Annotated in this window: 15 protein-coding genes and 1 pseudogene; 9 read left to right on the forward strand and 7 right to left on the reverse strand. The window is 64.9% G+C overall.

Going from position 1 to position 14,534, the window contains the following annotated elements:
- Positions 1 to 106 precede the first annotated feature (106 nt).
- From A9K66_RS11390 to A9K66_RS11405, 4 genes and pseudogenes are all read left to right on the forward strand, one after another.
- Complete coding sequence (locus tag A9K66_RS11390; protein ID WP_067323608.1) at positions 107 to 490, forward strand: RidA family protein; 384 nt, start codon at positions 107 to 109, stop codon at positions 488 to 490.
- A 62-nt stretch (positions 491 to 552) separates the two neighbouring features.
- Positions 553 to 905 (forward strand): annotated as a pseudogene (locus A9K66_RS11395) (VOC family protein).
- Between the two features lie 138 nt (positions 906 to 1,043).
- Positions 1,044 to 2,147: a 3-isopropylmalate dehydrogenase gene (gene leuB, locus A9K66_RS11400; protein WP_067323610.1), complete on the forward strand. Its 1,104-nt coding sequence runs from the start codon at positions 1,044 to 1,046 to the stop codon at positions 2,145 to 2,147.
- Between the two features lie 5 nt (positions 2,148 to 2,152).
- Positions 2,153 to 2,650, forward strand: coding sequence for a GNAT family N-acetyltransferase (locus A9K66_RS11405; protein ID WP_066991656.1), 498 nt, complete (start codon positions 2,153 to 2,155; stop codon positions 2,648 to 2,650).
- Here A9K66_RS11405 and A9K66_RS11410 read toward each other — a convergent pair.
- Positions 2,640 to 3,347 (reverse strand): DUF805 domain-containing protein, encoded by a 708-nt coding sequence (locus A9K66_RS11410; protein ID WP_067323612.1) that lies wholly within the window; start codon positions 3,345 to 3,347, stop codon positions 2,640 to 2,642. The two genes, A9K66_RS11405 and A9K66_RS11410, sit on opposite strands and share 11 nt — an antisense overlap.
- A 147-nt stretch (positions 3,348 to 3,494) precedes the next feature.
- Between A9K66_RS11410 and A9K66_RS11415 the strand changes: the two genes are divergently transcribed.
- Positions 3,495 to 4,904: a glycosyltransferase gene (locus A9K66_RS11415; protein ID WP_067323614.1), complete on the forward strand. Its 1,410-nt coding sequence runs from the start codon at positions 3,495 to 3,497 to the stop codon at positions 4,902 to 4,904.
- A 285-nt stretch (positions 4,905 to 5,189) separates the two neighbouring features.
- Positions 5,190 to 6,224, forward strand: a complete 1,035-nt coding sequence (locus A9K66_RS11420; protein WP_067323616.1) for an aspartate-semialdehyde dehydrogenase — start codon at positions 5,190 to 5,192, stop codon at positions 6,222 to 6,224.
- 246 nt (positions 6,225 to 6,470) lie between these two features.
- Here A9K66_RS11420 and A9K66_RS11425 read toward each other — a convergent pair whose 3' ends face one another.
- Entirely contained in the window at positions 6,471 to 6,878 is a 408-nt protein-coding gene (locus tag A9K66_RS11425) for an ACT domain-containing protein (RefSeq protein WP_067323618.1), read from the reverse strand.
- A 141-nt stretch (positions 6,879 to 7,019) separates the two neighbouring features.
- On the opposite strand from A9K66_RS11425, the gene A9K66_RS11430 reads away from it, so the two are divergent.
- Together A9K66_RS11430 and A9K66_RS11435 are read left to right on the forward strand one after the other, a co-directional pair.
- Positions 7,020 to 7,430, forward strand: coding sequence for a DoxX family protein (locus A9K66_RS11430; RefSeq protein WP_067323620.1), 411 nt, complete (start codon positions 7,020 to 7,022; stop codon positions 7,428 to 7,430).
- Between the two features lie 235 nt (positions 7,431 to 7,665).
- Positions 7,666 to 7,929, forward strand: a complete 264-nt coding sequence (locus tag A9K66_RS11435; RefSeq protein WP_066991674.1) for a YMGG-like glycine zipper-containing protein — start codon at positions 7,666 to 7,668, stop codon at positions 7,927 to 7,929.
- 77 nt (positions 7,930 to 8,006) lie between these two features.
- On the opposite strand, the gene rpsP is transcribed toward A9K66_RS11435, so the two are convergent.
- From rpsP to A9K66_RS11460, 5 genes are all read right to left on the reverse strand, one after another.
- Entirely contained in the window at positions 8,007 to 8,408 is a 402-nt protein-coding gene (gene rpsP, locus A9K66_RS11440) for a 30S ribosomal protein S16 (protein WP_067323622.1), read from the reverse strand.
- A 106-nt stretch (positions 8,409 to 8,514) separates the two neighbouring features.
- Entirely contained in the window at positions 8,515 to 8,841 is a 327-nt protein-coding gene (locus A9K66_RS11445) for a chorismate mutase (RefSeq protein ID WP_066991680.1), read from the reverse strand.
- A 6-nt stretch (positions 8,842 to 8,847) separates the two neighbouring features.
- Positions 8,848 to 10,437 (reverse strand): signal recognition particle protein, encoded by a 1,590-nt coding sequence (ffh, locus tag A9K66_RS11450; RefSeq protein WP_067323624.1) that lies wholly within the window; start codon positions 10,435 to 10,437, stop codon positions 8,848 to 8,850.
- A gap of 385 nt (positions 10,438 to 10,822) precedes the next feature.
- Positions 10,823 to 11,764, reverse strand: a complete 942-nt coding sequence (locus A9K66_RS11455) for a glycosyltransferase (RefSeq protein ID WP_067323626.1) — start codon at positions 11,762 to 11,764, stop codon at positions 10,823 to 10,825.
- Between the two features lie 67 nt (positions 11,765 to 11,831).
- Positions 11,832 to 12,773, reverse strand: coding sequence for a CPBP family intramembrane glutamic endopeptidase (locus A9K66_RS11460; protein ID WP_067323628.1), 942 nt, complete (start codon positions 12,771 to 12,773; stop codon positions 11,832 to 11,834).
- A gap of 258 nt (positions 12,774 to 13,031) precedes the next feature.
- On the opposite strand from A9K66_RS11460, the gene A9K66_RS11465 reads away from it, so the two are divergent.
- On the forward strand, positions 13,032 to 14,096 hold the full coding sequence (locus A9K66_RS11465; protein WP_067324628.1) for a TraB/GumN family protein: 1,065 nt from the start codon (positions 13,032 to 13,034) through the stop codon (positions 14,094 to 14,096).
- Positions 14,097 to 14,534 lie beyond the last annotated feature (438 nt).

Raw genomic sequence — 14,534 nt, forward strand, 5'->3', positions numbered from 1 at the left:
TGCGTCCTTCGCGCCTCCCCGCTGTCCCGCCAGCATCCCGTTGTCTGGCTCACGACTGGGCTGTGGATGCGTTTCAGAATGACCGGACAAATCCTGCGAGGCCCCCATGCGCAAGCTGATCTCCACCGGTTCCCCCTTCGAGAAAACCGCCGGCTATTCGCGCGCGGTGGTGCAGGGCGACTGGTGTTTCGTCTCCGGAACGACCGGCTACGACTATGCCACGATGACGATGCCCGACACGGTCGAGGCGCAGACGCGCAATTGTCTTGCCACCATCGCCAAGGCCCTTGCCGACGGTGGCTTCGACATGGCCGATGTGGTGCGGGCGCATTACTATATTACCGACCAGGCCTATGTTGACGTGGTCTTCCCGATCCTCGGCGAGGCGTTCGGGGACATCCGCCCGGCGGCGACGATGATCGTCTGCCAGCTCAACAAGCCGGAGATGAAGATCGAGATCGAGGTGACGGCGCTCAGGCGCACTGTCTGAGGCCTGTCGCCCAAGCTGCGAAGCGGCTGGGCACAACGACGGCGTGGAGCGAGGAGCGGCCCATGGTCAAGGTCAGACGCATCGTCGCCAATACCGAAACGCCCGACATTGCGGCGGCAAAGCGCTTCTATCAGGGCGTGCTTGGCCTCGATCAGCTCATGGATATGGGCTGGATCGCCACGTACGGCTCCCAGCAGACCATGGCCGTCCAGATCAGCTTCATGTCGCAAGGCGGGTCGGGCACGCCGGTGCCGGACCTCTCGATCGAGGTCGACGATGTCGATGATGCGCTGGACCGCATGCGCAAGGCTGGCTTTGCCGTCGAATAGGGCCGGCCGACGAGCCCTGGGGCGTGCGGCGCTTCTATGTGCGCGATCCGTTCGGGCGGCTGGTGAATATCCTGTCGCATCGGTGATGGCGCGCCTACCGGCCTCTTGCGAGATGCTGGCAGGGCAGAGGGGGTGTGAAGGATCTCGAGGCTCGTCCCCTTGCGCACAGCCCGCCCGGCGTTTAGCAAGGCCGCGGTTCAATTCTCTCCCCAGGACGGTTCTCCATGGCTTCGAAAAGTCTCTTCCTGCTCGCCGGCGACGGCATCGGCCCCGAGGCCATGGCCGAAGTGAAGAAGTTGATCGCGGCCATGAACGCGAAGCTCGGCAGCGGCTTTGCCACCGACGAGGGGCTGGTCGGCGGATGCGCTTACGACGCGCATGGCGCGGCGATCTCCGATGCCGACATGGAAAAGGCTGTTGCTGCGGATGCCGTGCTGTTCGGCGCCGTCGGCGGGCCGAAATGGGACAAGGTGCCCTACGAGGTGCGCCCCGAGGCCGGCCTGCTGCGCCTGCGCAAGGACATGGAGCTGTTCGCCAACCTGCGTCCGGCTATCTGCTATCCGGCTCTGGCCACCTCCTCCTCGCTCAAGCAGGAGGTGGTCGAGGGCCTCGACATCTTGATCGTGCGCGAGCTCACCGGCGGCGTCTATTTCGGCGAGCCGAAGCAGATCATCGACCTCGGCAACGGCCAGAAGCGCGGCATCGACACCCAGGTCTACGACACGTTCGAGATCGAGCGTATCTCCGGCGTCGCTTTCGAGCTGGCACGCACGCGCAAGAACCATGTCACCTCGATGGAAAAGCGCAACGTCATGAAGTCGGGCGTGCTGTGGAACGAGGTGGTCACCCAGACGCATCAGGCGAAATATGCCGACGTCAAGCTCGACCACATGCTGGCCGATGCCGGCGGCATGCAGCTGGTGCGCTGGCCAAAACAGTTCGACGTCATCGTCACCGACAATCTGTTCGGCGACATGCTCTCGGACATCGCCGCCATGCTCACCGGCTCGATCGGCATGCTGCCGTCGGCCTCGCTCGGCGCGCCGGACGTCAAGACCAAGAAGCGCAAGGCGCTCTACGAGCCGGTGCACGGCTCGGCGCCCGACATCGCCGGCAAGGGCGTCGCCAATCCGATCGCCATGATCGCCTCCTTCGCCATGTGCCTGCGCTATTCCTTCGGCATGACGGTGGAAGCCGACAAGCTCGAAGCGGCGATCGCCGCCGTGCTCGACGACGGCCTGCGCACCAAGGACATCATGTCCGAGGGCATGACCGAGGTCGGCACCACCGAGATGGGCGACGCCATCATCGCCAAGTTCCAGGGCTGATCCCCATGGCAGAGGCGGCGGTCGACGTCCGCTGGGCGACGACCGAAGACGCCGAGGCGCTCGCCACCGTGCTTTGCGCAATGGCGGCGCATTATCGGCAGTCACCGCTCGACCATGCCCGGGCGACGGCCACGGCAAAGCAGTGGCTCGGCGAGGAAAGCCCGGCCTATCCGCATTTCGCGCTGGCCTTCGCCGGTGGCGAGGTGGCCGGCCTGGCCTCGGTCGCGATCGCGCATCCGGGCATCGATCTCGACCGGCTGATGTTCTTGAAAGACCTGTTCGTACGCCAAGAGGCACGAAACGCGGGAGTGGGTGAGGCGCTGATCGGGTTTCTCGCCGGCTATTGCCTCGACAAGCGCATTGGCCGCATCGACCTCACCGCCGAGGACTGGAACGAGGGTGCGCTGCGCTTCTACGAGCGGCTCGGCGCCGAACGCCACGGCCAGAAGATCTTCCTCAGGCTGTCGGGCGAGGCACTAAGGACGGCGGCCGTCAGAATCTAACTCCGCCCGGCACCGGCCCCCACTTGTTGTCGCCGGCCTGGGTCGGGATCAGGCCGAAGACCAGGGTGGCGAGCCAGCCGACATAAGGCACGAAGCAGAGGATGGCGAGCCAGCCGGTCAGGCCGAGATCATGCAAGCGGCGCACGATGAGCGCGACCCACGGCAGGAACGTGAGCAGGACGTAAAGACCGAGCAGGCTGAACATGACGACCGGCTCATCGCCGCCGCCCTCGACGTTGCCGCGCGACAGGTCTGCGGAGAAGCCGACGCCGATGGCGACGACAAGACCGATCGTCCAGAACAGGCAAAAGCCCCAGAACTCCTTGCGCCGGGCGCGGCCGGAGAAGTTGACGTAGTTCGTCGACACGCCACGCCAGAAATAGCTCCAGAGGCCGGTCGATTCCACCGTTTCGGCCTCGGCGTCGCGGCCGAAATGCGGCTGCCCCGCAGGCGAGCTGCCCGGCAGCGGACGGGCAGGAACTGGAACGGCGTTGTCAACCGGATCGATCATCCGGCCGCGGACCGAGAAGACATTGCCGGCACGTTCGCCGTTCGGCTGGAACTCGACCTGGGCTCCCCTGGCAAGCGTTGTCTCGCGACGCAGTTCCTCGCGCGCGAAACTGTAGCGCCTGCCGTCGGCGCCGCTGATGAAGCCGAAGCCCTGGTGCTCGTCATAGTGAAGAACTTCGCCACGCATCAGATCCCCCCGAGCGTCGAATTCTTTCCCTTTGCTCGATTTGACATGAGCGCCGGCCGGCGGGCAAGAGCGATGGCGTTCAGCCGGCTATCTTAGAGGCGGCAAATCGGGATAGAAGCCGCAAGTCGCCTCACAGACCGCGAAGCAATGGCCCGGAAGGACTCGATACTGCTGCCAGAAGCGGCCGACGCTCCCGGCGGCCAAAGACGGAAAATCTGCATCGACGCGACCGGCCTGCTCGCCTGGCGCGGCGCGCTGGCCGGCATCCAGCGGCTGGAAGACTTCATGGTCAGGGCAGCGCTCGCCGATCCCGACCCGGATGTCGAGGTGGTGACGCTCGATTTCTCCAGCCATCGTTTCCGGCCGCTCGAAAAATTCGAAGTCGAGCAGTTGGGCGTCAGCGAGATCGCGCCGTTCCGGCAGCGGCCACGACTGCAAGCCACTGCCGCGCTGCGGCAGGGGTTCGAAGCGGTGCGGCGCCATCCAATGGCCAAGAGTGAAGCCGATCGCCAGCTTGCGGGAATGGTGACGAACGGCCGTCCCGGCTTCACCTTCACGGTGTCGAAGCTGTTGCTGCGGGCCTATCGCTTCTCTAGGCGAGCCCGTCTCTGGGCCGGTTTGCTTCGGGGCGATGCGGCGCAGCCGACGAAGGATGTCGGGCCTCGAACGGTGCTGATCAGCAACCAACTGCTGGTCGGCGAAAAGGTAGCGGCGGTTTGCGCCGGCCCCGACAACATAGCCTTTCTTTGCCACGACATGATCCCGACCATGCGGCCCGACCTTGTCGCCAAGAACAGATGGCAAGCCGCCTTCGGGCCCAATCTCGAACGGCTGGTGCGGTCCGGCGCGGCGGCCTTCTGCACCTCCGACACCGCGGCGACGATGCTTGGCGATCACATGCGCAAGGCCGGCATAGATCTGCCGGTCGTCCATCGCTTCCCGATGCCCTCGCTGCTGCATGAGAAGGCCGCGCGGCTGAGAATGACGTCGCGGCTCGAGGCTGGCGAGCCCTACATCCTTTATTGCTCGACCGTCGAGATCCGGAAGAACCACATCATGCTCGCCCGCATCTGGCAGCAGGCGCTCGACGAAGCCGTTTGGTTGCCGAAGCTCGTCTGCGTCGGCCGCTGGGGCTGGATGGTCGAGGAGCTCAGCGCCTATCTCAAGGCTCATCCGGGGCTGAAAGAAAAGATCATCTTCGCGGGTCCGGTCAGCGACGAGGAGCTTATCGGCTATTATCGAAGTGCCACCTTCGGCGTTTTCCCCTCGCATATCGAGGGCTGGGGCTATGCAGCTTCGGAGTGTCTGGATTTCGGAGTCCCGGTCATCGTCTCGACCACGCCGTCGCTGATCGAAGCGACCGGCGGCCTGATGCCCGCGGTCGGTTCGACCGATCAGATCGGCTGGTATCGCGCAATCCGACGGATGACAGACGACGCTGCCTGGCGCGATTTGCTGGCCGGCCGTATCGCCGAAGAGCACAGGCCGACATCGCCTGCCGAAAGCTGGGCGGCGATAAAGGCCGGGCTCAAGGCGGCAGCAGCCTGCGCCAATTGACTCTTTACGCAAAGCGCGTAAAAGCCGGCAGCGAACGGGATCGTCTTCAATGCGCGGCCATTTGGCTCTTCTGGCATTCGATGCCCCCAGCCACGATGCACAGCATTGGGCCGGGCGTTTCGACGCGTCCGTCCGTTCTCGCAAAACTACGGCCAAAACCACCACCAAAACGGTGTGATTCCCTTGGCCTAACCACCCTCTCCCGGGTTCGGCCCGGGGGACAGAACCCGCATGAGGCCGGCGGGTTTTCTCCAACAACCAAGCGGAGAGGGACAGGAGATTTCGATGAGTTTCAAGGTTGCGGTAGTCGGCGCCACGGGCAATGTGGGCCGCGAAATGCTCAACATTCTGGACGAGCGCGGCTTCCCGGCGAGCGAAGTGGTGGCATTGGCCTCGCGCCGCAGCCAGGGCACCGAAGTGTCCTTCGGCGACCGCACGCTGAAGGTCAAGGCGCTCGACACCTACGATTTTTCCGACACCGACATCTGCGTCATGTCGGCCGGCGGCAATGTCTCCAAGGAGTGGTCGCCCAAGATCGGCAAGCAGGGCTGCGTCGTCATCGATAATTCCTCGGCCTTCCGTTACGACCCTGACGTGCCGCTGATCGTGCCGGAGGTGAATCCGGACGCGGTCGAACTCTTCTCGCGCAAGAACATCATCGCCAATCCGAACTGCTCGACGGCGCAGCTCGTCGTGGCGCTGAAGCCGCTGCACGATGTCGCCACCATCAAGCGCGTCGTCGTCGCCACCTACCAGTCGGTCTCCGGCGCCGGCAAGGAAGGCATGGACGAGCTGTTCACGCAGACCCGCGCGGTCTTCGTCGCCGACCAGGTCGACGTCAAGAAGTTCACCAAGCGCATCGCCTTCAACGTCATCCCGCATATCGACGTCTTCCTCGACGACGGCTTCACCAAAGAAGAGTGGAAGATGGTCGCCGAGACCAAGAAGATGCTCGATCCTAAGATCAAGCTGACGGCGACCTGCGTGCGCGTGCCGGTGTTCATCGGCCACTCGGAAGCCGTCAACATCGAGTTCGAGAAGCCGATCACCGCCGACGAGGCGCGCGAGATCCTGCGCGAGGCTCCCGGCTGCCAGGTCTTGGACAAACGCGAGAACGGCGGCTACATCACGCCGCTCGAGTCGGCCGGCGAGGACGCCACCTTCATCTCGCGCATCCGCGAGGATTCGACCGTCGATAACGGCCTGTCGATGTGGGTCGTCTCCGACAATCTGCGCAAGGGCGCGGCGCTCAACGCCGTCCAGATCGCCGAGCTGTTGGTGGAGCGGGGCCTGATCCAGCCGAAGAAGAAGGCGGCTTAATTTCGCTTACGGGCCGCGCCGCCGCTTCGCGGCTGGCCCTCCGCGAGGGCGCCGGACGACCGGCGGCCCGCGGTCGCGGGCTCGGCCTTCGGCCGTTGGGTTCTCGCTCACGGGCCGCGCGTCGCGGGCGGCCTTCCGCCGATAGCTCTCTTTTTCCCGTTCACGGGAAAGGTCGCGGCAGGAGGATGAGGGTGGCGCCGCAATGGGTGTGACGAGCGATGCCCGCTGCTTCCATGTGCTGAGGCGCTAGCCACTGCTCTCCGCAGCCAGCTGCCGCAGGAGGCCGAGCGCCTCGTCCGCCCGCTCCGCCGGGACGAACAGATGGTCATGGTAAAAGGCCGAAACCGGATTGACGCCCATGCCGGCAGCGGCGAGCCGCGTCGTGATCGCGGCCAGAAAGCCGACGGCGTCGAGCGACGAATGGATGTCGAGCGTGATCATCCGGCAGCGGAACGTGCCGGCGAGGCCGGCTACCTTCGCTTGGTCCTCCGACACGATCAACGTCAGACCTTCCCGCTCGCGAAACTGCATGACCGGATCAAGACCGTCCGGTACGGCTGTACCGGGCGCCAGCGTCGCGAAAACATGGACATCGGGGAGCAGTTGCGGCGTCATCGACGCCAGTAGTCTTTGGAGATTGGTCTCGCCGGTCATTCTCTCTCCTTCGGTCATGCATTCTCACTCAACCATGCGTTCGAAAAAAGCGCACCGGCCCTTGTCGGATCGCCGCCCTGCCCGCCGTCCTTGGCTCGAAACTGGCAAAACAGCCAGGCTCCAACCAAGGAGGGAACACCAATGAGCATTTCAGAAACCGCTCCCGTCTCGAACGGCGCCTTGTGGACCGGGCGCGCGCTTAGCGCCATTGTCATCCTTTTCATGATCTTCGACGGCGTCATCAAGCTGCCGCCGCTGCAGATCGTCACCGAGACGATGGCGCAGCTCGGCTGGCCGGAGGACCCAAACACCGCGCGGCTGCTCGGCATCGTCGGCCTGATCTCGACTGTGCTTTATGCGCTGCCGCGCACGTCCGTGCTCGGGGCCATCCTGCTCACCGCCTATATGGGCGGCGCGATTTCCACGCATGTGCGCATCGGCAACCCGCTGCTTTCGCACACGCTTTTCGGCGTCTATCTCGCTGTTGTCCTGTGGGGCGGGCTCTATCTGCGCGACCCCAGAGTGCGCGCGCTGATCCCGTTCAGCCGCTGAGCCGGTTCGTTCTGGTGATTCCACCGGCTGCGGCGACCGCAAGGCTTCGAAGCCGGGTTGCCAAGCTGCGTTACCGAACGCTAATTCGTGAGCACTCTCAATGCTGTCGAGGCCGGTTGGCGCAACCCGCGCCTGCCTTCGAAACAGCAATATTCGTTCCCTTCGGGATCAAATTAGCCGTTTGCGAGTTAAAGCTTGGCGGCGAGGACGGCGATCCCGTGAGAGAGGAACTGAAATGAAGAAAGCGATTACCATTCTGGTGCTGACGGTGGCGCTGGGCGCCTGTTCGCAGACGGAAAAAGGAGCGGCGATCGGCGGCTTGGGCGGTGCTGCGGTCGGAGCGGCCGTCGCCAATGACCCGGTCGAGGGCGCAGTGGTCGGTGGTGCTGTCGGCGCCGTGGCAGGCGCGTTGATCGGCCGTGCCAGCGAAAGCGGCAAGTGCCGTTATCGGGACCGCTACGGGCGCGTTTATATTGCTCGTTGCCCGTCGGGATATTGAGGTATCGACAGGCCTGACCAAAAGAACGGCGGGGTTGGCCCGCCGTTCTTTTGACCTGTTTTGACCGGGGGCCGAGACTACTCGGCGGTCGCGGCTTCCGACTCGGCGGGTGCTGCGGACGCGGCCGCAACGGCAGCGGCGGCGTCTTCCTGGGCCTTCTTCAGCAGGGCTGCGCGCTCCTGCGCCTTCTTGCCCGGCAGGGCCTTGTTCGGGTTCGAGCGGGCCGGACGCTTGGCGATGCCGGCCTCGTCGAGGAAGCGCAGCACGCGGTCGGTCGGCTGGGCGCCGTGCGAGAGCCAGTGCTTGACGCGGTCGGCATCGACCTTCACGCGTTCGCCGTCCTTCGGCAGCAGCGGGTTCCACGAGCCGAGCGCCTCGATGAAACGGCCGTCGCGCGGCGAACGGGCGTCGGCGACGACGACGTGGTAATAGGGACGCTTCTTCGAGCCCGCACGGGCCAGTCTGATCTTCAGTGCCATTCTTTATCTCCTAACAAGCTCTGAGTTCGTTGATTGGGTTGCGGCTTTGGCGTTGTGCAAGTCGTAATCCCAAGACCGCTGCGCAGTTGGGCCACATGCACCAGCTTCAGCCGGTTTTCGTCACGCCGTTGTTAGCGGCGATCTGTTCGTGATGCCGGATAACTTCGCGGATGACGAAGTTCAGAAATTTCTCCGCGAAATCCGGATCGAGATGCGCATCCTTCGCCAGTTGGCGCAGGCGGGCGATCTGCTGCTGCTCGCGCGCCGGGTCGGCCGGCGGCAGGCCATGCTCGGCCTTCAGCACGCCGACCGCCTTGGTGCAGCGGAAGCGCTCAGCCAGCATATGAATGAGGGCGGCGTCGATGTTGTCGATCGAAGCGCGGTAGCCCGCCAGAACGGCGCGTGCCTCGGCCATGTCCTTCTCCTCGTTCATCGCCCCTCACTTCTTCTTGCCAAGGCCAGGCAGCCCGCCGCCGCCGAGACCGGGAAGGCCCGGCAGTTTCATGCCGCCGGGCAGGCCCGGCAACCCGCCGCCGGGAAGTCCGCCGGGCAGCCCGCCCGGCAGGCCTTTGCCGAGACCGGCAGCCTGGGCCTGCTTCTGCAAGGCCTCCAGCTGCTTCGGGTCCATCTTGGAAAGGTCGGGCATGCCGCCGCCGGGCATCATGCCGCCAAGGCCCATCTTCGAGGCAAGGCCGCCCATCATGCCGCGCATCATGCCGCCGCCTTTGCCCTTGCCGCCGATCGCCTTCATCATGTCGGCCATGCCGCGATGCATCTTCAAGAGCTTGTTGATCTCGGCCGCGTCGGTGCCGGAGCCGGCGGCGATGCGCTTCTTGCGCGAGTGCTTCAAGATATCGGGGTTGGCGCGCTCGGCCTTGGTCATCGAGGAGATGATGGCGAGCTGCCGGCGGAACATCTTGTCGTCGAAGCCGGCTGCGGCGAGCTGGTCCTTCATCTTGCCCATGCCGGGCATCATGCCCATGATGCCGCCCATGCCGCCCATTTTCGACATCTGCTGAAGCTGCGCGGCAAGGTCGTTCAGGTCGAACTTGCCTGACTGCATCTTCTTGGCCATCGCCGCCGCCTGCTCGGCGTCGATGGTCTCGGCGGCCTTCTCGACTAGGCTGACGATGTCGCCCATGCCGAGGATGCGGTCGGCGATGCGCTTGGGGTGGAATTCCTCCAGCCCGTCCATCTTTTCGCCGGTGCCGATCAGCTTGATCGGCTTGCCGGTGACGGCGCGCATCGAAAGCGCGGCGCCGCCGCGGCCGTCGCCGTCCATGCGGGTCAGCACCAGGCCGGTGATGCCGACGCGCTCGTCGAAGCTTTTCGCCAGGTTGACCGCGTCCTGGCCGGTCAGCGAGTCAGCGACCAGCAGGATTTCGTGCGGCGACGACACCTTCTTGATGTCGGCCATCTCGACCATCAGCGGCTCGTCGATATGGGTGCGGCCGGCGGTGTCGAGGATGACGACGTCGTGGCCGCCGAGCTTTGCCGCCTGCACGGCGCGCTTGGCGATATCGACCGGGCTTTGGCCGGCGATGATCGGCAGCGTGGCGACCTTGGTCTGCTCGCCGAGCTGGCGCAGCTGCTCCTGCGCGGCCGGACGCCGCGTGTCGAGCGAGGCCATCAGGATTTTCTTGTTCTGACGCTCGGTCAGCCGCTTGGCAATTTTGGCCGAGGTCGTCGTCTTGCCGGAACCCTGCAGGCCGACCATCATGACGACGACGGGCGCGGGCGCGTTGAGGTCGATAGCGACGCCCTCGGCACCGAGCATATCGACCAGCTCGTCATGGACGATCTTGACGACCATCTGTCCGGGCTTGATCGACTTCAGCACCGCGGCGCCGACCGCCTTCTCGCGCACCTTGTCGGTGAAAGAGCGAACCACCTCGAGCGCCACATCGGCCTCAAGCAGTGCCCGGCGCACCTCGCGCAGCGCCGCAGAGACGTCCGCCTCCGACAGCGCACCGCGGCCGGTCAGGCCGTTCAGGATGGAGCCAAGGCGCTCTTGCAGGGACTCAAACATTGATCAGACCGCCGTGCGAGAGCGCCTTGGATTCATGCCGATCCCTGTCGGGCCTGCGGCCCTCCACGCCTCTTGTGCGCTCCTGCAGTGATTCAAACATCTTGCTTCCTTCGATCTCGGTTCATTCGACCCGAGAGGTAGTGCGTTCGCGCCGGGTCGCCAAGCAAAAGCGCAAAGCCAAAAAGCACCCGGGGGCGCATCGCGCTGCCGGGTGTTGGCCTCCAGGATCGGTTTACAGCTCTCGCCTCAAAGAGGCTTCGGCGTCCTGGTCGGCTTTCGCGGAGAGGGTCTCGTCGCGGAATTCGTGCGCGTCTAGACAGGAAATCGGCGGCGGAGTCAAGGCTGGGGTCGTTTTGAAGAGCAAGACACCGCGCCCAAAGGCGGTTCAGGGCAGCTTTTCGCCGTCCAGGATGCGCGTATAGAGATCGAGATAGCCGTTTGCCGTCTTGGCGATGGGAAATCGCGCGGCGGCGGATGCACGGCACTGCTCAGGGGACAAGCCGGCGATGTCGGCCAAGGCCTGCGCGAACTCGGCATCGGTGTCGAAGAGACGTCCGGTGGCGCCGTCGACGATTTCGGGCAGCGCGCCGCGCCGTGTCGTCAACACGGGCGTGCCGCAGAGCATCGCTTCGACCGGCGCCATGCCGAACGGCTCTTCCCAGGCGATCGGGTTGAGAAAAGCTCTGGCTTCTCCCAGCATGCGCAGCTTCTCGTCGCCGTCGACGACGCCGTGGTAGCGGAAGCGGCGGCCGAGGCTCTTGAAGAAGACACCCTGGCGGCGAACCTTGGTGCGCTGCAGGAGCTGCCAGCGCGAGCCGCCGGCGATATCGAGGTGGAAATTGAACGCACGGGCGAGATCGACAGCCCGGTTGAGGTTCTTGCCGGCGCGGGCGATGCCGGCCAGAAACAGAAGCCTGTCCGTCTTGCCGGCGGACAGCCGATAGGCGTCGACCGGAAAGCCGTTGTGGACGAAGGTTTCCCGCCCGTGGTTGCGCGCATGGCTGGCGCTGACGAAGTTCCAGTTTGGCCTGTTTTGCGTGAATTCCGGGTCGAAGCCGTGCATCGTATAGAGCGCCGGCCGCGAAATCTCGATGTACCAGCCATTGAAATGCACGATGTCGGTGTCGGCCGGGATCGCAGCGCGGCATTCGGCGGCCGAAGAGGCCTGCCGCACTTCGCACAGCGGATGGCTCGAGCCGCGACCGGCGATCAGGACCACCTTGTGGCCGAGACGCGAAAGCTCTGTTGCCAGCCAGTCGACCTGCCGCTCAGTGCCGCCATAGCCTTTGCAGGGAATGGTGCGTTCCGCCACCAGCGTGATGCGCATCAGGCGAGCCCGTCGGTTTTCCGCCTGACCACGATCCGATCAAGAAACCGGTTTCCGCTTTTTTGGATCATGGCTCGTCCGGCCCGACCTTCAGGGGGGAGCGGCGATGCAGAAGCAGGAGCATCGTCAGCAGCGTGCTTACGATGCCGATCGCGGCGATGAGAACGGCGTCCCAATTGGTCCAGCCGGGGCCTTCCAGCGGCTTGGCGTTGAACAGGGCGAAGGAATTGTAGCTCTGCTGGTGCGAGATCAGCAGGAAGCCGGTCAGGTTGTTGCCGAGATGGGCGCCGAATGCAGAGCCGAGATTGCCGGTCACATAGACCAGCAGCGTCAACAGCAGCGCGAAGGCGGCGATCGAGACCAGCACGCTGGCATTGATGGCAAGGGTCGAGGCCGGGCTCCAATGCAAGGCGGTGAACAGAAGCCCCGGCAGCGCGGCCCAGATCAGCGGGCTGCCAAAGCGGCTGGCGAGGCCACGCAGCAGATAGCCACGGAACAGAGCCTCCTCCGATGAGGTCTGCAGAAAGGCGAGCGGCACGATCGCGAGAAGCAAGAGCAGCCAGGACGAGAAGGCGATCGATCCGCGGACGATCTCCGGCTGCAGCCAATAGAGCAGCACCTCGGAGAACAAGGAGGTGACCAGAACCGCGATCAGGCCTTTGAGGAACCCGCCGCGCGAGATGCGGCGGTCTGGGCCGATCAGCGCCGAGAGCGGCTCGCCATGAACGAAGCGCATCGCGGCCCAAAGACCGATCCAGATGCCGAGAAAGGACGCCAGCGCGGTGAGGATGCCGGCGGGAGAGGCAAGGAAATCCTGGATCGGCTGTCCGGTCGCCGGGCCCGGGAGGCGCAAGACGATGAAGGCGGCGGTGCCGGCGACGAGCACGACCAGCGTCACGGCGAGCCAGAAGAGAACGACGATCGCCGTTCCGAGCAGGAGCCGGAGCAGGGTGGTTTTCTCGTTCGGCGAGCGCCGGTAGCGCTCGAAGGCGGCGTTGTCGATGATCACACGGGGTCCCCTGCCGGGCGCTTTACGGTCGCATGATCTAGGGGATCGGCGTTTTCGGCGCAATCTCTCCCGTCAGATCCAGCAACCAGTTGGGCCGCTCGACCGCGGGGATCATCGAAACTGGCGGCAGATCAGCCACGGCCTTCCATCGGCGCCGGGCCACCCGTCTAACGCTGCCGCCGGGAATCCGAGCCGGTCGACAACAATTTCGGCTCTCGATTAACCGTTTTGCCGCTTTTTGCCCTTAAGAAGCTTGCCATGAAACGCGTTATCGCCATCGCCGACCGCGCGGCCCTCGTCTCGTTGAAGCTGCTCGCAGCGCTCAACCTGCTGTTTTTCCTTTCGTTCCTGCTCGTGCTGCTGCTGGCCGGCCGCGCGCATGCCGAAGCGCCCGCCTGCGGCGGCAGCGACCTGCTGGCGGGTCTTGCAAAGAGCGATCCCGCCGCCTTCAAGAAGGTCGAGACCGAAGCCGCCGCCGTTCCAAACGGCCGGGGGCTGTTGTGGAAGCTCGAGAAACCAGGCGAGGAGCCGTCCTATCTCTTCGGCACCATGCACATGACGGACGCGCGCGTCACCACGCTGCCTGCCGCGGCCCAAAAAGCCTATGAAGGCGCCGACACCATCATCATCGAAACCACCGACGCCCTCGACAAGGCCAAGATGATGGCCGCCATGGCCGCCGAGCCTGGCCTGATGATGTTCACGGACAACACGACGCTATCCTCGCTGCTGTCGCCCGAGGATGCGGCAGTACTGAACAAGGGGCTCGATGCACGCGGCATTCCGCCTCTGACGGTGGCCAAGATGAAGCCGTGGATCCTGTCGGCCATGGTGGCGCTGCCGGCCTGCGAGGTGGCGCGCCAGAGCGCCGGCGCGCCGGTGCTGGACGTCAAGCTGGCCGCCGACGCCAAAGCGTCCGGCAAGGACGTCGAGGGGTTGGAAACCGCCGTCGACCAACTGCGCGCCATGGCTTCGCTGCCGCTCGCCTACCACATGAAGGGGTTGGTCGAGACGCTGAAGCTCGGCGACAAGGTGAACGACGTCAACGAAACCATGATCGTGCTCTACCAACGCGGCGAGGTCGGCATGTTCTGGCCGCTGTTTCGCACCGTGCTGCCCGACACGGCGGACGACCAGGCCGGCTATGCCGCCTTCGAGCAGACCATGATCACCAGCCGCAACAAGGTCATGGTCGCGCATGCCATGCCGATTCTGGCCAGGGGCAATGCCTTCATGGCGGTCGGCGCGCTGCATCTGCCCGGCCCTGACGGACTGGTCGAAGATTTCCGCAAAGCGGGGTATAGTGTTACCGCCGTCAACTGAGTCGTCTGGCGGCTGGGGAGCGGAAAATGCCGGTTTTTCAGCGCTTTCCGTCCGCCTGCGTGAAACCCATTAGGGGATCCGCGCGTTGATGGCTGCTATTTGATGCCTTTCATTCCAAGGAGGACACGTTTCATGGCGAACCCTAACGACCCCTACACCCCGTCGAGCACGCCGCCCTCGAGGGGCGGTGGTGGCGGCAGCGGGTGGCTGATCGCCCTAGTTGTCATTATCCTGGCCATTGTTGCGTATTATGTTTTTGGCAGAACCGGTGGCGAGCACGCCCCCGCGACTTCCGAGCCGCCGGCCGCGACGACGCCGGCCCCGGCGCCTGCAACGCCTGAACCTGCGCCCGCAACGCCTGCTCCAGCTCCGACGCCAGCCCCGGCACCCGCGCCCACTCCGACGCCTGCCCCGGCTCCGGCACCTGCGCCGTCTCCG

It is taken from the genome of Mesorhizobium sp. AA23 (genome assembly GCF_001672435.1).
Taxonomy (GTDB): domain Bacteria; phylum Pseudomonadota; class Alphaproteobacteria; order Rhizobiales; family Rhizobiaceae; genus Mesorhizobium.